The sequence below is a fragment of the Segatella copri genome (assembly GCF_009494395.1).
Taxonomy (GTDB): Bacteria; Bacteroidota; Bacteroidia; order Bacteroidales; family Bacteroidaceae; genus Prevotella.
The window spans coordinates 38,716-55,190 of record NZ_VZCB01000079.1 but is presented as its reverse complement, the minus strand read 5'-3'; the positions used below and the strand labels follow the sequence as shown (position 1 = coordinate 55,190).

General features: G+C 50.9%; 30 protein-coding genes. All 30 read right to left on the bottom strand.

Features of this window, described 5'->3' with window-relative positions; translation table 11 throughout:
* Window positions 1-6: 6 nt before the first annotated feature.
* The 30 genes from F7D73_RS09925 to F7D73_RS09790 all read right to left on the bottom strand — a co-directional run bounded on the left by F7D73_RS09925 (window position 7) and on the right by F7D73_RS09790 (window position 16,432).
* A complete protein-coding gene (locus tag F7D73_RS09925; protein WP_153124344.1) occupies window positions 7-1,416 on the bottom strand; it encodes a DNA modification methylase in 1,410 nt (469 codons plus the stop codon).
* 77 nt (window positions 1,417-1,493) lie between these two features.
* Window positions 1,494-1,619 (bottom strand): hypothetical protein, encoded by a 126-nt coding sequence (locus F7D73_RS16345; RefSeq protein WP_262884885.1) that lies wholly within the window; start codon window positions 1,617-1,619, stop codon window positions 1,494-1,496.
* Between the two features lie 26 nt (window positions 1,620-1,645).
* Window positions 1,646-2,248, bottom strand: coding sequence for a hypothetical protein (locus tag F7D73_RS09920; RefSeq protein ID WP_153124342.1), 603 nt, complete (start codon window positions 2,246-2,248; stop codon window positions 1,646-1,648).
* 226 nt (window positions 2,249-2,474) lie between these two features.
* On the bottom strand, window positions 2,475-3,032 hold the full coding sequence (locus tag F7D73_RS09915; RefSeq protein ID WP_153124340.1) for a hypothetical protein: 558 nt from the start codon (window positions 3,030-3,032) through the stop codon (window positions 2,475-2,477).
* Window positions 3,029-3,238, bottom strand: coding sequence for a hypothetical protein (locus tag F7D73_RS09910; protein ID WP_194256892.1), 210 nt, complete (start codon window positions 3,236-3,238; stop codon window positions 3,029-3,031). The genes F7D73_RS09915 and F7D73_RS09910 overlap by 4 nt, the downstream gene beginning before the upstream one ends.
* Window positions 3,239-3,432: 194 nt before the next feature.
* Window positions 3,433-3,852 (bottom strand): hypothetical protein, encoded by a 420-nt coding sequence (locus F7D73_RS09905; RefSeq protein WP_153124337.1) that lies wholly within the window; start codon window positions 3,850-3,852, stop codon window positions 3,433-3,435.
* Window positions 3,822-4,250, bottom strand: a complete 429-nt coding sequence (locus tag F7D73_RS09900) for a hypothetical protein (RefSeq protein WP_153124335.1) — start codon at window positions 4,248-4,250, stop codon at window positions 3,822-3,824. The genes F7D73_RS09905 and F7D73_RS09900 overlap by 31 nt, the downstream gene beginning before the upstream one ends.
* 1 nt (window position 4,251) lies before the next feature.
* Window positions 4,252-5,109, bottom strand: a complete 858-nt coding sequence (locus F7D73_RS09895; protein ID WP_153124333.1) for a hypothetical protein — start codon at window positions 5,107-5,109, stop codon at window positions 4,252-4,254.
* Between the two features lie 29 nt (window positions 5,110-5,138).
* On the bottom strand, window positions 5,139-5,267 hold the full coding sequence (locus F7D73_RS16340) for a hypothetical protein (RefSeq protein WP_262884884.1): 129 nt from the start codon (window positions 5,265-5,267) through the stop codon (window positions 5,139-5,141).
* Between the two features lie 7 nt (window positions 5,268-5,274).
* Complete coding sequence (locus F7D73_RS09890; protein WP_153124331.1) at window positions 5,275-5,880, bottom strand: hypothetical protein; 606 nt, start codon at window positions 5,878-5,880, stop codon at window positions 5,275-5,277.
* A 3-nt stretch (window positions 5,881-5,883) separates the two neighbouring features.
* On the bottom strand, window positions 5,884-6,111 hold the full coding sequence (locus tag F7D73_RS09885) for a hypothetical protein (protein ID WP_153124329.1): 228 nt from the start codon (window positions 6,109-6,111) through the stop codon (window positions 5,884-5,886).
* Window positions 6,108-6,476 (bottom strand): hypothetical protein, encoded by a 369-nt coding sequence (locus tag F7D73_RS09880; protein ID WP_153124327.1) that lies wholly within the window; start codon window positions 6,474-6,476, stop codon window positions 6,108-6,110. Before F7D73_RS09880 ends, F7D73_RS09885 begins: the two co-directional genes overlap by 4 nt.
* A complete protein-coding gene (locus tag F7D73_RS09875) occupies window positions 6,473-6,823 on the bottom strand; it encodes a hypothetical protein (protein ID WP_153124325.1) in 351 nt (116 codons plus the stop codon). The genes F7D73_RS09880 and F7D73_RS09875 overlap by 4 nt, the downstream gene beginning before the upstream one ends.
* 19 nt (window positions 6,824-6,842) lie before the next feature.
* Window positions 6,843-7,031 carry a hypothetical protein gene (locus tag F7D73_RS09870; RefSeq protein ID WP_153124323.1) on the bottom strand — a complete coding sequence of 63 codons (189 nt, stop codon included), beginning with the start codon at window positions 7,029-7,031 and terminating at the stop codon, window positions 6,843-6,845.
* Window positions 7,028-7,417 carry a hypothetical protein gene (locus tag F7D73_RS09865; RefSeq protein WP_153124321.1) on the bottom strand — a complete coding sequence of 130 codons (390 nt, stop codon included), beginning with the start codon at window positions 7,415-7,417 and terminating at the stop codon, window positions 7,028-7,030. The genes F7D73_RS09870 and F7D73_RS09865 overlap by 4 nt, the downstream gene beginning before the upstream one ends.
* A 13-nt stretch (window positions 7,418-7,430) precedes the next feature.
* Window positions 7,431-7,685, bottom strand: a complete 255-nt coding sequence (locus F7D73_RS09860; RefSeq protein WP_153124319.1) for a hypothetical protein — start codon at window positions 7,683-7,685, stop codon at window positions 7,431-7,433.
* Window positions 7,682-7,933, bottom strand: coding sequence for a hypothetical protein (locus F7D73_RS09855; RefSeq protein WP_153124318.1), 252 nt, complete (start codon window positions 7,931-7,933; stop codon window positions 7,682-7,684). Before F7D73_RS09855 ends, F7D73_RS09860 begins: the two co-directional genes overlap by 4 nt.
* A 12-nt stretch (window positions 7,934-7,945) precedes the next feature.
* Complete coding sequence (locus F7D73_RS09850) at window positions 7,946-8,527, bottom strand: DUF6633 family protein (RefSeq protein WP_153124316.1); 582 nt, start codon at window positions 8,525-8,527, stop codon at window positions 7,946-7,948.
* Window positions 8,487-9,488 (bottom strand): DUF6291 domain-containing protein, encoded by a 1,002-nt coding sequence (locus tag F7D73_RS09845; protein ID WP_153124314.1) that lies wholly within the window; start codon window positions 9,486-9,488, stop codon window positions 8,487-8,489. Before F7D73_RS09845 ends, F7D73_RS09850 begins: the two co-directional genes overlap by 41 nt.
* A 64-nt stretch (window positions 9,489-9,552) precedes the next feature.
* On the bottom strand, window positions 9,553-10,293 hold the full coding sequence (locus F7D73_RS09840) for a hypothetical protein (protein ID WP_153124312.1): 741 nt from the start codon (window positions 10,291-10,293) through the stop codon (window positions 9,553-9,555).
* A 29-nt stretch (window positions 10,294-10,322) separates the two neighbouring features.
* Window positions 10,323-10,760, bottom strand: a complete 438-nt coding sequence (locus F7D73_RS09835) for a hypothetical protein (protein WP_153124310.1) — start codon at window positions 10,758-10,760, stop codon at window positions 10,323-10,325.
* Window positions 10,745-11,350, bottom strand: coding sequence for a hypothetical protein (locus tag F7D73_RS09830; RefSeq protein WP_153124308.1), 606 nt, complete (start codon window positions 11,348-11,350; stop codon window positions 10,745-10,747). The genes F7D73_RS09835 and F7D73_RS09830 overlap by 16 nt, the downstream gene beginning before the upstream one ends.
* 4 nt (window positions 11,351-11,354) lie before the next feature.
* Entirely contained in the window at window positions 11,355-11,549 is a 195-nt protein-coding gene (locus tag F7D73_RS09825; protein WP_153124306.1) for a hypothetical protein, read from the bottom strand.
* A 78-nt stretch (window positions 11,550-11,627) separates the two neighbouring features.
* Window positions 11,628-12,368, bottom strand: coding sequence for an MBL fold metallo-hydrolase (locus F7D73_RS09820; RefSeq protein WP_153081931.1), 741 nt, complete (start codon window positions 12,366-12,368; stop codon window positions 11,628-11,630).
* 18 nt (window positions 12,369-12,386) lie between these two features.
* Window positions 12,387-13,361: a RecT family recombinase gene (locus F7D73_RS09815; RefSeq protein ID WP_153124304.1), complete on the bottom strand. Its 975-nt coding sequence runs from the start codon at window positions 13,359-13,361 to the stop codon at window positions 12,387-12,389.
* Window positions 13,362-13,381: 20 nt separating this feature from the next.
* A complete protein-coding gene (locus tag F7D73_RS09810) occupies window positions 13,382-15,361 on the bottom strand; it encodes an AAA family ATPase (RefSeq protein WP_153124302.1) in 1,980 nt (659 codons plus the stop codon).
* Window positions 15,362-15,370: 9 nt separating this feature from the next.
* A complete protein-coding gene (locus F7D73_RS09805; protein WP_153124300.1) occupies window positions 15,371-15,760 on the bottom strand; it encodes a hypothetical protein in 390 nt (129 codons plus the stop codon).
* 30 nt (window positions 15,761-15,790) lie between these two features.
* Window positions 15,791-15,988 (bottom strand): DNA-binding protein, encoded by a 198-nt coding sequence (locus tag F7D73_RS09800; RefSeq protein ID WP_153081935.1) that lies wholly within the window; start codon window positions 15,986-15,988, stop codon window positions 15,791-15,793.
* On the bottom strand, window positions 15,969-16,175 hold the full coding sequence (locus F7D73_RS09795) for a hypothetical protein (RefSeq protein ID WP_153124299.1): 207 nt from the start codon (window positions 16,173-16,175) through the stop codon (window positions 15,969-15,971). Before F7D73_RS09795 ends, F7D73_RS09800 begins: the two co-directional genes overlap by 20 nt.
* A 23-nt stretch (window positions 16,176-16,198) precedes the next feature.
* Entirely contained in the window at window positions 16,199-16,432 is a 234-nt protein-coding gene (locus tag F7D73_RS09790; protein ID WP_153081937.1) for a hypothetical protein, read from the bottom strand.
* Between the last annotated feature and the right edge of the window lie 43 nt (window positions 16,433-16,475).

Here is a 16,475-nt window from a genome sequence, read left to right as displayed (position 1 = left end):
TGCTTATTACTCCTTCTTCTTCGATTTTTTGGTCTTGGTGACGGCAGGTTCATGGGCAGGCAGCAGGGTGCTTGCCTCTCGCTGCTTATCCTCCAGAATGTTGCCGATGCGGACAGCCTTCTGCTGGGTGAGCTCCTCCCATCGCTTGATGATGACGTCCACGTATATCGGCTCGAACTCCACCATGCGGCAGCACCTGCCGAGCTGTTCCGCTGCGATGAGTGTGGTTCCGCTGCCTCCGAATATGTCGAGGACGATATCCTTTACCCTGCTGCTGTTGCTGATGAGCTTGCCAATCAGCGGTACAGGCTTCATGGTTGGATGATCAGGGTTTTTCTTCGGCTTGTCGCAGTCTATTACGCTTGTCGGTATGTCGCCTCCGAATAGCTGCTGGAGCAAGTCCTTCATTTCTGCCTTGCTCATGCTCTCGATGTCCAGCTTCTGCTCGAGCACCGTGGTGAGGTTTCGTTTATTGGTGAAGTAATGGGCAGCTCCTTCCTTCCATCCGTACAGGCAGGGTTCATGCTTCCATTGGTAATCCTGGCGACCGAGGACGAGGCTGTTTTTGTTCCAGATGAGGCATTGGCGTGTCTCCCATCCGATGTTCTTCACCGCTGTTCGGAAATTGAAGCCCTGGCTGTCCGCATGCCAGATGTAGAAGGCTGCGCCTGGCTTCATGCTGTCGTTGGCATTCTGCAGGGTGTCCGTGAGAAATGCCACGAAGTTCTCGTCTGCCATGTGGTCATTGGCGATTTTCATCTTTCCCTTCGCCTGGTAGTCCACGTTGTATGGTGGGTCAGTTACAAGCAGGTCTGCCTGTTCTCCGTCCATGAGGGCATCGAGGAACTCCTGCTTTGTGCTGTCTCCGCAAATGAGGCGGTGCATGCCGAGCTGGTAGATGTCGCCTGTCCTGCTGGTCGCCTTCTTTGGCGTGTTGCCAGCCACATCGTAGCCATCGTCCTTCGCTTCCTCTTCCTCCTCTGGGTCGGGAATGTCTGGTACGTCGATGGCAGCTGCATCTATCTCCTCTGGCTTCCAATCGTTGATGAGGTCGTCGAAGTTCGTCTCTCCAAAGCTGGAGTTATCCTTCAAGACGATGCGTCGCATCTTATCCATCGGGAAGTCGTGGGGGAGAATCTTGCAGACGGCTGTCTTGTATTTCAGCTTGCGCAGGGCTTCGTATCTCATGTTACCGCCAATGATGACGAATCCTCGCTCATCCTGGGTGTCATAAACGATAAGCTCTCGAAGCTCCAGCATCTCGGGGTCGTCCTGGATGCTCTTCACCAGCTTCTTGAATTTCGGGTCTCGTATGAATCGTGGGTTCTTAGGCAGCCCTTCCACCTGTCCTTGGTTCGGGTGGAGCTGGGTGATGTCCATGTCCCTTCTCTGAATATCTGCTGTTGTCGTGTCCATGCTTTTTGTCTTTCGTTGGTTTAAGCAGTGAAGGCGAGCCCTTCTTCAAGGCTCGCCTCTTCTGTCTGGAATTGTTGTTAAAATGGTGCGGCACCACCGCTGAATGCGGAGAATGGCAGGACGCTCTTTGCTCGCCCCGATGCCTTGGTGCTGCCGTGGAGGACGCTGCCTCCGCTCTTGTGTTCTGAACCGCTACTACTCATGGCTCGTTCTCCTTTGTTTTTGAAATTTAACTTTTATCGAATGTCATTCGTGTAAACAGATCCCACGCCTTGCTGTTGCGTATCGGCTTGCGGATGGTGGCGTACTTGTCGAGGATCCTGCTGAAGTGGTCATCGTAGAAATCGTACAGCTCTGGGTTCTCCTCCATGGTGAACTGCTCGATGTTACCCGGGCTTCGGAGGTTCGCAGATCCGTGCATGATAATCTTGCGCCCTCCCAGGGTCTCGAAGTGTACGGTCTTGGTGTGAACGCCTGCCACCGCTAATTGGAATCGGTCGCCAATGTCCAGCTGCTTGTAAATGTACGGAACCAGGCTCCTTCGCTCGTTGCCCCAAAAATAAACGCTAATGATGAGGTTCAATTCCTCGATGTAGCCCTTATCCATGAGGGTGTGCAGGCTGTCCACGTTGTTCTGGCTAAGCGATAGCGTGCTTATCGTCATTTTCTTGGCGCAGGCTCGCTGGGTCGTTAGGTATGCCTCGATGAAGTCCCCGAATATGAAGGAACCGCTCACGAATGCATCGAAGCGTTCCCCGAATCCCAGGCGCAGCTCCTTCGCCATCTTCTGGGCATTGTCGTACATCACGAAGTCCTCCTTCATCGGTACCACCTTTGGCAGGGTGTACCTTGTCTCCTCCGTCTCGTCCGATGGCAGGAAGTCCACAAGGTTGAGGTCGAGGTCTGGGAGGTCAAAGTTGCCGATATCACCCATGAAATCCGAGAGGTGCTCCTCTCGGACGTCCTTTGTATTGTCTTGCTTCTGTCTCATGCCGCAAATTTAAGAAAAAGTGGTTATAATATAATCACTTCCGGGAGAAAATTAACACAATTTGTGCCTATTTCCGTGAAAAAATGGGGTTTTTCGGTGAAGGCTGCCCTCGGAGGGTTGCGCTCGTGATGCGCATGGGCAGCCCAGCGTAGTCCCAGGCGAGCAGGGCGGCATCTCGCCCCTCCTGGTTGAGCCTGCCCAGCTTCTGTAAAGTTATTTCCTCCAGCTCCTCTTTGGTGATCTTGCGGTCTTTGCCGTGCCAGCACTTGGGTAGCGGTCTCTTGAACTCGTAGGGGATGCCCCAATGCTCCATCATTTGCCCGATGGTTCTGCTGACCTGTTCGTTGCGTCCTTGGTCGACGCCCAGGCTGGCGATGCCCTGCTTTCCCTGCCATCTTTGGATGTGGTAGTTGCCTCGGTTCATCCATCCAGCCTCGATGATGACCTTGAAGTCCCATTTGTCAATTTCTGCGAATTGGCGGTATTTCTCCTTGATGAAGTCGAGGAGGTTCGGGAAGGTGAGCATCTGAACCTGTAGGCTGTGGGTGCTCATGTCGAGCATTGCGATGCCGTTTCTATCGACGTCTGGGTCAATTCCGATGATAATTTGTTCCTTGTGGCTCATTTTCGTGCCTCCTGCTGCGTTTTTGTTTCGTTGCTTGGTATTTCCTCGTCCGAGGTCATTTCGTGCGCTTGTGCGCCCTTATTTTGGCTCTCTTCGCTATCGTATGGGTTTGGTGTTGCTTTCTTCCCCTCGTCCCATAACCATGCTGCGTACATCGCCAGAAATGCGACGATGCCTAAAATCAGCAATGCGTCCATGTTCGTCATTTGTCTTTTTCTCCTTTGTTTCTGTCTGTCTGTTTGTGTTCCGTTCGTTGTGTGTGCTGCCTGCGTCTCCCTATGCGTGTGCGCTTGGGTATGTGTGCGTGCATGTGGGTGTGCGCCTGCTTGCGTGTATGTGGGTACACGCACCCCCTCCCAAACCCTCCCCCTCATTTCGGAGGAGGTGGTGGAGGTATCGGCTAATGGTAGCCGTGCTTGGTGTTCGGGCGGCTCCTTATTCGGTTCCAGCTCCATGGCTTTGCCTTTGGAGCCGTTCTTGGCAGATGCTTCCTGCCGGCATGGAAGCGACGGAGCTTATTCTGTAGCTTCTCCTCCAGGATCTCCTGCTCGATGTCGGTTGTGCAGTAGTAGTATCCTTTATCCTCCAGCTTCTCTGGGCAGTAGTAATCTCGGATATCTTCTTGAATGCGTCCTCTGGTATCCACGTAAATACTGCGCTCTTCCGTTAGGATTCGGCAGCTCTCCAGCTTGGCTATGCAATTTTCGATTCGTTCGGTTTCGATGCCTGTTGCTATTGCAATACGGAGGATAGCTTGTTGTTGCTGTTCCTTGTCAGCTGTCACCTCGATTATGTACTCTTTGTCTCTTCTTTTTTCCATTTCAGCTCCTGTCTTTTGTCCGTGAGGTCATCGCATGGGGTGTTGCCGTTGAATATCGGCTTCCCTGTCTTGCCGCAGACCCAAGTGTTTATACTCTCGTAAGCGTGACCGCAATGTGCGCATGGTGTGCTCTGCAGTCTATGTCCTGTTCCACTCATTGGCGTTGTTATGTGTCTGATGTCTGTTTGCATGCGCTCGTAGCTGTATTCGCTCTCTGGGTACATGCCTTGGAATTTCCATTTTCTTTCTCTCATTGGAGGAACGTCGTGTGACACGGCAATATCGCAGACCTTGCCTGTCTTCCTGTTCGTGACGGCTTGAAGGTGTACTACCTTCGGTCTCCATTCTTGCTTGTGCGGCTGTTCCAGCCATTTTATGAATTCGTCTATGTTGCTCATGTTACTCCTTCGGCTTCTTGCCTTTTTTCATTGGTTCAATCTTTACGTTCACCACCTCGTCTTGGTCGGCTGGCTTCTGTACTGCCTTGAATGGTGTCATGTGGCATGTCTCTTGAACCTGCATGCGCTGCTCGAAAAGGATGTACATCTTGTCGGGGTTCTTCTTGGCGAGGTTCCTGGCTTTGATGGCAGCCATTCCCTTGTTGGCGATATCCTGCTCGATGATGGTGCTTGTCTCATCCTCGTTCATCTCTGCGATGGCGTAGAAGATTCTCGCTTCCTCCTTTGGCTCTGGCTCCATGTCTTGCTCCTTCAGCTTCAAGACTCCCTGCTTCAAGCTGCCGATGATGTCGTCCATTCTCGCTCTGCCCTCCAGCTTCTGTTCGTCACCAGGCTTCCAGACCTTTGGGATTCCTTCCCATCGGGTGATTCTGTCGAACAATGCGTCCACGTCCTGGGTGTAGGTCTCCTTGATGCCTGTGCTCTGGCTCTTCACAAGGTCGTGCATGACGTTGAAGAATTTGTCCTCGCTGTTCAGCAGGGAATTGATGACGGGCTGCACTCCCTTGATGAGCAATCCCCAATCCTCGACGATGTTCTGCATCTCTCCGAACAGGAGGCTCTGTACGCTGTGAATGTGAAGGAATGCGGCTGTAAGATATCCGAGTCGCTGCATGACTCCTGCCTGCTGTGCCACCGCTATCGGGGTGTTGAATATCTGCTGTTCGTCTGGCGTGAGGTTGTTCGCCCAATAATCACGCACCGCTTTTCGTGCTACCATTTTCTGCTGCTGTGCCAGCGGATTCTCCTGTTTGCGTGGCTGGCTGTTCCATCTGTTGCGCTTTTTGTTCTTTCCCATAATTTCTTGTTTTGTTAAGTGTTTTAAATTTATTTTCTTCCTGATACCTCGGACAGGGATGCTGCTCCGTATTGGTTCCAGGCGTTGATCCAGGTGCTGCCCTGGGTGTCCTGCATTCCGCTTGCGGCTTGCTGGAGCTTGTATTTTGTTTCCTCCATGGCTCTGCTATTTGATAAGTTCGAACTCGTAAACAAAAACGAGTGGGTTTCTGTCCCATGTGCCTTTTCCCGCGATTTTGTCAATGAGCAGGGAGTATGGCTTTTTGGCTGTCTCGTAGGTGGCAGATTCATCTGTAATGCTGTAAAAATGCGCCTTGTTTATTCTGCTCTCAAAATCCACGATACCTTCTGCCAGGCAGTCTTCTTCGCAGATGTTCTGCAAAAGTTCAACACGAATGTACGTGATGCGGATGCGGTGCGGCATGAGGTCTGCCTTAACAAACATTTTGTTGTCGCAGCCTTTCTCGTATTTGATGAGCTCCAGCGGCATTCCGTGAATTCCACAAAGGCGGTAGAACTCATCGTCCTCTGCCAGGTCTATGTATCTCTGGGCAATCGCCACCTCTTCTCCTAGCTTGAACTTGGATTTGGCTACCACCTCGTTGCCGTCATTGATGAAGAGCTTGTTTTTGTCCGCTCCTTCCAAGCAGAATCCGCAGTTGCAGTAACGCTTAAACGTTCCATGGTAGCCGATTCTTCTTGTCTGCGTCTTGCGCCCTTCTAATACTGCCTTTGTCAGACCGTATTTGTCGTTGAACATGATTTTTTTCATATTTTAATCGTTTTGTCTCATTATGACATTCGCTCCTCGTGTAACTCTGTAAATTACGGAGGCGTAGATGTGTCGGTGGATGCTTGTCTTTCCACTTGGGCATCCGAATTTGTTGCAAATCTTGCCGTAGAAGGCGAGGTTTTCGCCTTCGCCTTCTATTCTCTCTACGATGATGCTCTGGTGCTTGGTTGCCACAACATCGCCCTTGCGTATCTTCTTTGGCTCAATCATGGCACCTTCCTTCCGTTGATGTATTCAACCTCCAGGGCATCAATGCAGCAGTATTCCTTCGGCTCATCGATGGTGTTTCCATCGAAAACATTCGTACCATGATTGAAATGGCGAATATTTTCTACGGTTATCATCTTCGTTTTGCTTTCGATGACATCGCCTATCTCGATAGCTTCTGTTGCTTTGATTCGGGGATCATGCAGGATTCTCTCTTTGACCGCATTCGCTGTTCGGACAATCATGTCTGCCAATGGCTGGTAGGCTGTGCATGCAAACTCTGGGTTCTGGCAGTAGCCCTGGGCGATTGCAGCAAGAAGTCCCCATTGGCGGTCAATCATTTTTTCTCTGTGCTCTTCTTCGTTCATGCGTTACCTCCTTCCTGATGCTGGTTGGTGTCGAGCTCTTGGTCGAGCTGAACGATGTCTGCTGTCAAGTTGACCCAGTCCTGGTGCGTGCCCTTGCAGTAGTCGATGTGGTCTTTTGCGGCTCTGCAGATGAGTGCTGCCATCTGCTTGTCGTTGCGGCAGGCTGTGAAGAGGAGGTTGAGCAAGTCTTGCTTCGTTCCCTTCCATGAAAGCCCTACCTTTTCGTCCTTTGTCTTCGTCACGCATACGAAAGCCTCCCCGTCCTTGGTTGTAACGTTGGCTGCCTTGTTGCGGAGTTTCTTGGTGCTGATAATCTCTTGCGGATTCTTCATTTTTGTTTTTGCCATGTTGTTCTTGTTTTATGGGTTATGCGTACCATTTCGGTACCTTTTCGTATTCTTCAATCACTTGCTTATACTCTTCTCCGAGCTCGTTTCGGATGATGTCCAGGAGGATTCTGTCTGCATCGCAGTGAGCTTCTTCCTCATCTATGCCATTTCCTTCTAAGTCCTGGCATTCCTTCAGCTTCTGGACGTATTGCTCTGCCTTGCTCATGCTGCACCTCCTTTCGCCTGCATAGTGGTTGGCATGCTGCTTCCTGGCTTTAGCGTCATCGCCTCCCAATCCTTGCCGTTGTATGTTACGGTTCTCTTGGTGATGTTGGCGACAATGTAGCCCTGTCGGTATTGGGTCTCCATGTCGAAGCCTTCTACCAGGCTGCTTGCGATGCTTCCGTCCACGTCCTTGTACTGAACCAGGAAGATGTCTTTCTTGGCAAGGATTGCCTGCACTCTCGCTATCTCCTGGTCTATTTCGGTCTCCAACCGCTTGCTAGCTATGAGAGCGTCCCTGCTTTCCTGCGAGCTTGGTCTTGCTTCCTGGTAGGTCTTCTGTTGCTTGCGCATCTGGGCGACCTTCTCGAAAAATTGTTGATTATTCACGCTCGCCTCCTTTCTATCCTGCGATTGCTCGCTTGTTGAAGTACTCCTTGCGGACGCTGTCCAGCAGCAGCTCGCTCTCGACGATGTTGTCTGCTGTAATGCGTTGGATTGGGATTCCGTCAATCATCAATGCCGTGTATGTTACACCCTTGCTGTCGGTGTAGTCACCGATGCAAATCTTGACCTTCGCCTCGTTGCGGATCTGTTCGTTCTTGTTGTGCTGGCTCGCCTTGCGATATGCCTCCACTGGGTTCCAAATTTTCATCATAGTCCTTTCAGCTCCTCCTTCTGCTTGTTAATTTCCAAATTGAGAACATTCAAAATGTTCATTTTCACTTCCTTTGGCAGGATGATGCTCGTTCCCTGTACGGTGCGCCCTGGCTCCTCCTTCTTCGGCTTGTGGACGATGACTTCCACCTCGCTGCCAAAATCTGCTAATAACTTTCTTGCGTCCTCCATCTTTGGGAGGCTCTCTGCGATCTCGTGGATGCGCTCTAAGTTCTTGTAACTTGCCATTTCTGTTTCTTGTTAAACTTGTTTGTATTTTTGTTCTGTGAGCATGTCCTGCTCTTTTGTGTTCATTGCGTATTCGGCTTGCATCTGGTTTATGATGATTGCCTCCTCGTGAGTCATGTTGTTGGGATTCCATCTGTCGTCCCAATCCTTAACCTCCTGCAGCCAGCGGTCTCTCTTGGCGTATGCCTCGTTGCGCTCCCTGCAGAACACGTTCAACCCTTGCATGATTGCGATGGGGTCAACGCTTCCGTAGAATTTGTCGTAGCTGCCTTTCTTGAATCTGCGGCAGAAAAGCATTATCTCTGCCATGTTCAGAAATCCGTAATCGTCGGTTATGAGCTGGATGATCTGGTCGAGCTGCCTGTCCGTGATTTTGTCCTTTGCTCCGCTGAATTCCGAAAGGTCGGTTATCTGGTATGCCAGCCATTCCTGCGCTGTTCCGAATCCGTATGCTAGGTTGACCGTCCAGAGCGTCGGTGCGTTCTGAAAAAAGCACCTCTCGGGTATGTTCGTCAGCTCTATCTGCTTGTCGATGCAGAAAGTCTGCAGGAGGTCATCCCTCGTTTCCCATCGTTGCAGCGTCGCTGTCAGCAATTTGCCTCCATTTGCTTGCGACACCTGCGTAGCCCTGGATGCGCTCACGCTGTTCTGTCGCCCTCTGTTCGTTGCGATTAATTGTCCGACCGCTTGCGGCTGGTGTTTCTGTCCCATTGTTGTAACCTCCTATTGTTGCTGTTGCCGTTGGTACCTGTGGCTGCGGATTGTCGTAGTAGCCATCGAGCACCTTCGGAAAATTGTTTGGTCTGAATATCCATTCAAAATTGGCGAGCCATCCGTTTCTTCCTCCTCCGTTGAGGAATCCGCTCTCTGCTGCCTTAATCATCACTCGGTATGCAGACGTAATGCCGTATTCTCGAACTCGTGCTTCAAAGAATGCCTTGCGCTGTCCTGCGATTTTTCCTTTGAGCTTCGGGATTGCCTTGTCTTGCATGAGTCTGTTGAACTGCTGGCGCACCTTCTCGAAGTCTATCTTGTCTTGTTTCTTGGCTTGACTTTCTTCGTTCTTCGCCTGTGCCTGCGGCTCTGCTGCAGCGTCAGAACTTGTTTCTGACGTAGAGGCTTTAGCCTCTTTAATATTATTAAACTCTTTATTGTTTATCTCATTCTCTATCCCTATCTCATTCCCTATCTCTATCCCTATAGGTGACGTTCGTTCACGCTCGTTCACGTTCGTGCACGTTCGTGTACGTTCGTGCTCTTCTTTTTTATCCTTTTCTCGTGCCTCCTTTCTCTTCTTTTCTCGCTCCATGGCAATCTGTCGGTTGCGCTCGCATTTCTCTTCGTACTTCTCGTTGTTCCTGTCGATGTTGGCTTGTAGCGTTCTGAACAGGGTACGCATCGACCTGTCGTCGGTTTTGAACTCTTCGCCTCTGTTGGCGTAGGCGAGCAAAGCCATGAAAATCTCCCCAGCCTCTTCCTTCGTGAAGTCCTGCAGCATGTTCTCTGCGTCTTTCGTGTTGATGACGATAGAACTCTTGTCTGTATTCCTGCTCATGTTTCTGATTTTATTGTAATCACTTTCGGGAGTCGCTCTGTGGCGGCTCCCTCGGTGGTTGTTGTTATTGCTCGATAATCACTATGTTCGGTGCAGCCTCTGCAATTCGTACAAGTACTCCGTCCATCTGGCTGTCTCGCTCCTGCACTACGATGTCGTGTGCGTCTGGGCTGACCAAAGTGCAGGAGAGGTCGTTCGGGTTAATCTCCACCTCGACCTCGAATGTGCGCTTCTCGGTTCCCTTGAAGATTGGCATGTTGACCTTGAAGCTCTTTGGCAGGTTGCTTTCTACCGTCTGTGCTCGCATGATCGTCTGGTTGCCTCGCTTGTCGTCGCTCAGCTCCAGCTCCTTATCAATCTTAGCCTTGAAGCTGCGGAGCTCTGTTACCAGCTTCATGGCTTCCTGCTGTGTCTCGAAGTAGGTGCGGAGCTGCTTGATGCGGTCTGCCATGTCGAAGCAGCTCATGTACTCTCCTGTGTTGATGCCGAACTCCTGCATCTCTGTGGAGAGGGTCAGCGTGCCGACAATCTGATCCATGTATGCGCTGTTCTCGTCGGTGTTCAGCGTGATGGTCATTCGGTCTCTGTCCACCAGGACGTGTGCGTCTGCCGACACGATGTCGTCCTTGCGCTTCTCTACCCAGCGTGCTGGTGCGTCGATGGTACCGTGGATGGATACGTACTTTGGCTCCTTAAGTGGGAGGGCTTCTCCGAATCGGATGCAGTATCCTCCATTACTTTCGTTCAATTCTTGGATTCTCTCGATTGCAGCCTTGGTTGCTGCGTTTTGCTCTTCTTTTGTCATTTTTAAATTCTTTTTATGTGAAACTTATGTTACTTGTCGTCGGTTCCTGTCTTGGCAGGATTGAACTTGAAAATGTTAGGCTGCAGCTCATCGTGGCGTGCTGCTCGCTGGTAGACCAGCGTACCCTCCTTGGTGTAGTAGCCGACCTGTCTTGTCTGCTGGTCGATGATCTTGTAGCAAGGCTCCTTTACGTATGTCGATTTGCTCTTGAGCTTGTCGGCTGCGTCCTTGATGGTGAGCTTGTAGCCCTTGATTTCCTCGTTGTACATCTGGACGGCTGCCTTCTTCGCCTCTTCCTGCTCCAGCTTCTTGATGCTGGCATCTGCCAGGGTTTCCTTCAATTTCTCTATCTGATCGCTTGGAATAGGCTTTGTGTAGCCCATGTTCTCGATGCTGTCTGCGTTGTCCTTGATGAATTGCTCACGCTCTGCAAGGTCTTCGTATTCAAGTCCTAGATATTTCTCCATGATGTTGCCTCCTTTCCTGTTGCGTAATTTGTCCATAACTCCGTGAATTGCTTTCCGCTGTAAATTGCCAGCTTCTCTGTCTTGTGTGCAAGCCGAGCCGAGAAGTACGCAGTCGCAGCCGACCAGGCGAAGTTCGAGTTCGCAGCAGCGAGACCGCAAAGCGCACCGATGCTCGAGGTGCCGCCACCAAGCCACAGCTGGAGGTTATGGTCGTCCTTCCATGCTTCGTCCTTGTCCTCCAGCTCTTCTTTCGTCCAGAGGCAAAGGTAAGGGTAGTATCTGTATTCGTCATCGTTGGTGAAGTCTGGCTCCCATCCCTCGTTGAGTGCTGCAGTAATGATGCCCAGCTTGAAGTATGCCGTGGCTTCCTTGTCTTCTGCTATGGCTTCCTGGATTGCCTTGAACTGCTGTACCAGCTTGTGGTCTTCGCCCAGCTCCTTGCAGGCATCCTCGAATGTCTTCACTCTCTCCGTGATAGGACGTTCGTCCTTCTTCTGTTCCTCTTCTGCATCTACGAGCTTGAGGAAACCATCCACCCATGCGGCTTTCTTGCCTGCTGGGATCTCTACTTGAATTACTTCTTTTTCCATGTTGTTACTTCTTTATCAAGTTTAAAACTTTTTTGAATGCTTCGTGATATCCTGTGAGCTCCTTGAACTCTTTGGCTATCATCTTTTCGTCTCCGATGATGAAGGATGCGCCTCCTGTCTTGTCTGCCATGAGAACTAAGCAGTGCAGCTCGTTCTTATCGTGGTATTCGTTGACTGTCTTGTAGACGCCTTCTGCCATTTTCGTGAGCTTGTCGTTCTCTCGTCCTGGCTCTACGATTTTGATTTCTTCTTCTTTTTTTCTGCCATGTTGTAAAATTTAAATGTCAATAAATCCTTTATCGAAGTCCAGCTCCATTCCTGGGCTGGCAGCTCTCGTTGTCTTACCTGTCGCTCTCCGCACCTTGGTGATGAACTCCTTCTCGTTGCTGTTTCCATCTGAAAGGTGGATTAGGAGGATGTCCTTCGTTTTGGTGAGGTCGTGTCGCTTCAAGATTCCTATGGTGTTGTCGATGCTCATGTGGCTGGTGATAACTCTTCTTCGGAGTGCTGCTGGTATGTAGCCTTCGAGGACGTTGTGGTCGAGAATCTCGTCGCTGTAGTTAGCTTCTGCCATGAAGTGGGTGATGTTCGGGAAATCGTAAGGCATTGCGTAGGTGTCCGTGAAGAACAGGATGCGTCCTGTCTCCTGGTGCTCGATGAGGTATCCTACGCATGGTACGTCGTGCTTCACCTTGAATGGCAAAATTCTAAAGCCTCCGTAAATGTAACCGCACCCATCCTTGATGGCGGTGGTTGTGGTTGCTTCCAGGTTCTTGGCTTCAATAACGGAGGGGAGAGCCAGCAGCGGTATTCCTGCCTTCTCGTATTCGGCTGCGTGTCCTGCGTGGTCGTTGTGCTGGTGTGAGATTATGCAAACTTTCACCTTTGCGATGTCCCATCCGAGTGCCTTCTTGACCTCTGCGAGGCTCATGCCTGCCTCGATGATCAGGGCTTCGCTGTCGTTCTGCAAGACGTAGCAGTTTCCCTTGCTGCTGCTTCCGAGGATTGTCATCTTCATCGCTCTTCCCTCCTATGTTTATGGCAATGGGCAGGCTCTGCTGGCTCCTGTCCCTGCGTTTGCGTTGGCAGCAGGAGCAGGTTCTGCTGCTGGCTGCTGTGTATTGCTCATGTCGATGTAGCTTGCGTTAGCTTCGAGTCCCTTCGGAGCTGGTGCGGCTACCTGTTCGTCCTTGACCTCCACCGCTTCTGCATCGATAGCCTGTCTGCCTTGTGCAGCCTCTCGCTCTGCTGTCGCTTCGTCGTAGTGGTTTTGGTCGTCGTCATCGCCTGGGTCAGCGGTGCTGTCGAGGGCAATCTTGCAGGCTCGCTGGATGACGGTCTTCATGCACATCTGGTCGGTGAAGTTGGTATGTGCTCCGCTCTTGCCCTTCATGGCTCCCTGTTCCCATGCCTTCTGAATCTGCGTTCTTGTCATCACCTCGATGTGGCGTGTGCCGTCCTTGTTGATGACCACTGCGTAGGCTGCGAGAATCTTGGTGTTGTCGATGTTGGCAAGGTTCGGCACATGCTTGACCAGCTGCTTCTCTCCGTTCTCGTCGATGGTGTAGACGAACTCGTCTCCTTCGTAGATGACCTGGGCGTTGACCTTCCCGATTTCTGTGTCTCGCTTTGCTCGCATGAGCTTACCCAGGTATCGCTCCTGCCATTCGAGGCGGTTGCCGTACATGATGAAGTAGCAATGCTTCTGTGGGTATTCTCCGTTGATGACCATGTTCAAGAGGGCGTTGCAAATGCTGTCCTTTGTGCAGTAGTCGATTGCCTTCTGGTGTTGCAGGTTCTCTACCGTCTGAAGGTAAAGCCAGGCTAGTTTGATGGCGTTGCCTACGTGGTAGCCCTTTGGCAGGACGACCTCGCCTGTCTCTTGCCAGCCTGTTACTCTTTCCATAATCTGTTGCGTTGTCTCTTCCTGCATGCGCTTTAAAGCGGTTGCGTTCTGTGAGGTGAGCTGCGTCTGCGGCTGCTGTCCTCCCTGTTGAGGTGTTTGTGTCATAATCACTTTTTTTAAAATTGTTACTGAATTATCGTTAGCTCCTTGTCTCGTGAAACGATGAGGATAATCTTCTGGCTTCTTGTCGGCAAGATGTCCGTGATGCTCTCTGCGTTGTCAATGAGCAAAGGTGCGTAGATGTCGTTGAATCGGCAGGCTGCGTTGATGATGTCGATTCCTGCATTTATCTTCTCGCTGGTCGAGAGGTCTCTGTAAGGCGTGCCGTGCATGGTGCATTCGCATGTCGTCTTGATTCCCTCCGTTGTAATGAATGGCTCGAACATCTGGAATTGAACGTTCGTGAAGAGCTTGTTGACCTTTGTCTGCAGGTCTGTAATCTTGGCGATGGTGAACTGCTCGGCTGTGTAGTCCTGCTTCTCCAGGTCTGTTAGCTGCTGGTTCAAGTTCTTCTGTCTGTCCTCCAGCTCCTTGATGCGGTTCTGCTTGTCGGTGATGCGCTGTTCCTTCGCCAGCTCATCTCGGAGCTCGTCTCGGAGTCGGTTCTGCTCAGCCTTGCGTTGTTTGAGGTTGGCTTCCTGCTGCACTCTGGTATCGCTTGTCTCTTCAGCGGTTCTTGCTTCAAGGGCTGCTGTTCTTGTGTTCACGTCCATCTGCAGCTGCTGGTATTCCTCATCGTCCGTGTGATAGACGAGGTTCGGCTGAGCTTCCTGCGCCTTCTTCAGGGCTTCTTCCTGCTCCGTGCGCTGCTGATTCAGCTTTACCTGGTTGTCCTTGGCGGTCTTGATGGTTGCCTCTGCGTCAGCTTTGCGCTTTTTAATTCGGGCTGCCTCTTCGTACATTGCATCGAACTGCTTGCTCTTGTTGTCGTTGAAGTTACCCTCCATCTCTGCCTTCATGCGGTCGATGTCTTCCTGTTGGAGGCGTTGGTGGCAGGTAGGGCAGACCTCCTGGTTGTCGTCCCATGCAAATGTGGTTTGGTCGAGCTTATTCCAGCGGCTCTTGAAGTCTTCGCTTGCGATGGCTATCTTGTTGAGCTGCGCTTCCGCATCCTCGACCGCAGCCTTGGCGTTGCGGATGGATCTGTCTGTCACCTCGAGCTCGTATTTTGCATCGTCGATGGCTTTCTTGTGCTTGCGCTCTTCTGCCGTGTTCTTATCCTGGTAGCTCTGTATGATATCCTGCATGCGCTGCTTGAGCTTGTTTATCTCGGTGCGCTCCTTTGTGCGCTCGTTGAAGTCGGAATCTACGGTGCGGCTTAAGTCAGTGAGCTCCTTGTCGATGTTCTCGATGCCTTTCTCGATTTCCTTGACTCTCTTTCTTGTCAGCTCGAAGTTCGGCTTGTCTTTCTCCAGCTTCTTCAGCTCCTCTGTGTTCTCGTTGATGCGGCTTGGTATTTGCTCGATTTCCTTCTTCAGCTCGGAAATCTTGTATCGGAGCTGCTCTCGATACTTCTGAATGTCCGTTCCTGCCAGGGTCGTAAGTAATGCCTTGAAGTCCTCGTTGTCGCCTGCGATATCTTCGTCGCTGGTGTTGCCGACCATCTTAATCAGCAGCTTGCGCTGGCTCTCTGCTGGAAGGTTCGGGAAGTATGAAGGCATTGTCAGCATCTTGAAAAGCTCCTCCTTGCAGAGGCTGTCAATGAATGCCGCATAGTCCTTTGCGGTGTACTTGTCTTCGTTGACAAAGAACTTGGTGGTGTGTCCCTTCATCACTGCCTCCTCCTGCTTGCGTGGCTTCGTCCAGGTCTCTGTTCTTACCTTTTCGAGCTTGTAGTCTTTTCCGTCTGCTGTCAATTCCAGCACTACGGTATTGTCGAGGTGGTGGATAACCTGTCCGTTCTCGTCTTTCGGGTCAATGCCGAAGACCTGCATTCCTTCGCTGTTCTTGTCGAACAATACCCAGCGTACTGCATCCACGATGGTTGTCTTGCCTGCGTGGTTCGCTCCCATGATCTGGGTGAGCGTTGGGTTGAAGTTGATTGTTCTCTCGCCAAGAACTCCCTTGAAGTTCTTAATGGTGATGGTTTTGAATTCTATTCTCATGTTGCTGTATTAAATGATTTCTATCAAGTGTTTCATTAATTCTTTCGAGCCTGCTGTCATCTCATTGTCATGCTCCAATTTCTCCATGAAACCGAGCTTTGCTGCTGCCAGCTTGAGGAACTTGGCGAATGTCTCGTCCTTCTGTCCTATCTTATAGAGTGCTCTGGTTAAAAGTCTCGGGTCGTTCGTCTTGATAGCCATCGCTACGCTGTCTGTCTTGCCGTCGTCTTCGATGGCTATGAAGAGGCGAGCCTGCTTTGACTTGTCCTGCCCAGCCATCTTGTCGTCCTCCTCGTTGAAGGCTTTTGCTGTCTTAGCCTGTTCGTTTATCCACTCTGAAGCTCCGATGAATCCGAACTCGTTCTTCTCTTCTGTCTCGTTGTTACTAAATAATCCCATAATTTCTTCAATCTAAACGTTAAACTTATGTTATATGGCAATCTGCCAAAATTTCAAAATGTCCAGCCCCTTGTAGAATGGTCGGTTCGTACTCTTGCGGTAGTAAACCTTGATGTGACCCTTCTTGGTGTGGCGGTGCAGGGTGGTGCGGTTGATTTGCAGAATCTCGCAGGTCTTGGCGATGGTGTACCGTCCTGCTGGGTTGATGTTAGGCTGCGTCTCCGTCATCGGATACCTCCTTTCTCTTCTTAGCGTCCAGGGCTTCCATCATCCCTTTGCTTATTGCGATGAACACCGCAAAAACAAAAGCCATGAACCATTCGCCTCGGATGATGGCGGTCGCTGTCTGCGTGATTCCTAGAACCAGGGCTGATATCGCTGCTGCCCACATGATTCCTCTTTCAATCTTTTTCATGTCTTGCCTCCTGTCTTTTTTTGTTAATGTGATTTACTTACTTTCTCGGCAGTCTCGTAAACGCCTGCCTCGACCAGAATGAAACGGACACCGCTGGTGGTGATTCCGTGCTTCTCAGCCAATGCTCGCAGTATGCGGTATGGCTTCATTCCCTGCGCTGTGAGCTTTGGTGCGAGCTCCTTGAACTCTGCGATGATTGCCTCGTTGCGCTCCTTTCTCTTCCTCTCCATTGGAGTCATCAAATCAATCTCTGTCATTTTTTCTCCTTTTTATTTTGTTATTTCAACTTTTTTGTTTACT

Coding starts and splice junctions, on each gene's coding strand:
- F7D73_RS09825 (WP_153124306.1), bottom strand. CDS start 11,549: ATGGCAGAAGGCGTCTACAAGACAGTCAACGAATACCACGATAAGAAC.
- F7D73_RS09840 (WP_153124312.1), bottom strand. CDS start 10,293: ATGACAAAAGAAGAGCAAAACGCAGCAACCAAGGCTGCAATCGAGAGA.
- F7D73_RS09905 (WP_153124337.1), bottom strand. CDS start 3,852: ATGGAAAAAAGAAGAGACAAAGAGTACATAATCGAGGTGACAGCTGAC.
- F7D73_RS16345 (WP_262884885.1), bottom strand. CDS start 1,619: ATGAGTAGTAGCGGTTCAGAACACAAGAGCGGAGGCAGCGTCCTCCAC.
- F7D73_RS09925 (WP_153124344.1), bottom strand. CDS start 1,416: ATGGACACGACAACAGCAGATATTCAGAGAAGGGACATGGACATCACC.
- F7D73_RS09915 (WP_153124340.1), bottom strand. CDS start 3,032: ATGAGCCACAAGGAACAAATTATCATCGGAATTGACCCAGACGTCGAT.
- F7D73_RS09810 (WP_153124302.1), bottom strand. CDS start 15,361: ATGAGAATAGAATTCAAAACCATCACCATTAAGAACTTCAAGGGAGTT.
- F7D73_RS09870 (WP_153124323.1), bottom strand. CDS start 7,031: ATGAGCAAGGCAGAGCAATACGTCCAGAAGCTGAAGGAATGCCAGGAC.
- F7D73_RS09795 (WP_153124299.1), bottom strand. CDS start 16,175: ATGAAAAAGATTGAAAGAGGAATCATGTGGGCAGCAGCGATATCAGCC.
- F7D73_RS09820 (WP_153081931.1), bottom strand. CDS start 12,368: ATGAAGATGACAATCCTCGGAAGCAGCAGCAAGGGAAACTGCTACGTC.
- F7D73_RS09880 (WP_153124327.1), bottom strand. CDS start 6,476: ATGAACGAAGAAGAGCACAGAGAAAAAATGATTGACCGCCAATGGGGA.
- F7D73_RS16340 (WP_262884884.1), bottom strand. CDS start 5,267: ATGGAGGAAACAAAATACAAGCTCCAGCAAGCCGCAAGCGGAATGCAG.
- F7D73_RS09790 (WP_153081937.1), bottom strand. CDS start 16,432: ATGACAGAGATTGATTTGATGACTCCAATGGAGAGGAAGAGAAAGGAG.
- F7D73_RS09860 (WP_153124319.1), bottom strand. CDS start 7,685: ATGATGAAAATTTGGAACCCAGTGGAGGCATATCGCAAGGCGAGCCAG.
- F7D73_RS09805 (WP_153124300.1), bottom strand. CDS start 15,760: ATGGGATTATTTAGTAACAACGAGACAGAAGAGAAGAACGAGTTCGGA.
- F7D73_RS09900 (WP_153124335.1), bottom strand. CDS start 4,250: ATGAGCAACATAGACGAATTCATAAAATGGCTGGAACAGCCGCACAAG.
- F7D73_RS09830 (WP_153124308.1), bottom strand. CDS start 11,350: ATGGAAAAAGAAGTAATTCAAGTAGAGATCCCAGCAGGCAAGAAAGCC.
- F7D73_RS09815 (WP_153124304.1), bottom strand. CDS start 13,361: ATGACACAAACACCTCAACAGGGAGGACAGCAGCCGCAGACGCAGCTC.
- F7D73_RS09845 (WP_153124314.1), bottom strand. CDS start 9,488: ATGAGCAGGAATACAGACAAGAGTTCTATCGTCATCAACACGAAAGAC.
- F7D73_RS09800 (WP_153081935.1), bottom strand. CDS start 15,988: ATGACGGAGACGCAGCCTAACATCAACCCAGCAGGACGGTACACCATC.
- F7D73_RS09910 (WP_194256892.1), bottom strand. CDS start 3,238: ATGACGAACATGGACGCATTGCTGATTTTAGGCATCGTCGCATTTCTG.
- F7D73_RS09895 (WP_153124333.1), bottom strand. CDS start 5,109: ATGGGAAAGAACAAAAAGCGCAACAGATGGAACAGCCAGCCACGCAAA.
- F7D73_RS09855 (WP_153124318.1), bottom strand. CDS start 7,933: ATGGCAAGTTACAAGAACTTAGAGCGCATCCACGAGATCGCAGAGAGC.
- F7D73_RS09835 (WP_153124310.1), bottom strand. CDS start 10,760: ATGGAGAAATATCTAGGACTTGAATACGAAGACCTTGCAGAGCGTGAG.
- F7D73_RS09875 (WP_153124325.1), bottom strand. CDS start 6,823: ATGGCAAAAACAAAAATGAAGAATCCGCAAGAGATTATCAGCACCAAG.
- F7D73_RS09885 (WP_153124329.1), bottom strand. CDS start 6,111: ATGATTGAGCCAAAGAAGATACGCAAGGGCGATGTTGTGGCAACCAAG.
- F7D73_RS09890 (WP_153124331.1), bottom strand. CDS start 5,880: ATGAAAAAAATCATGTTCAACGACAAATACGGTCTGACAAAGGCAGTA.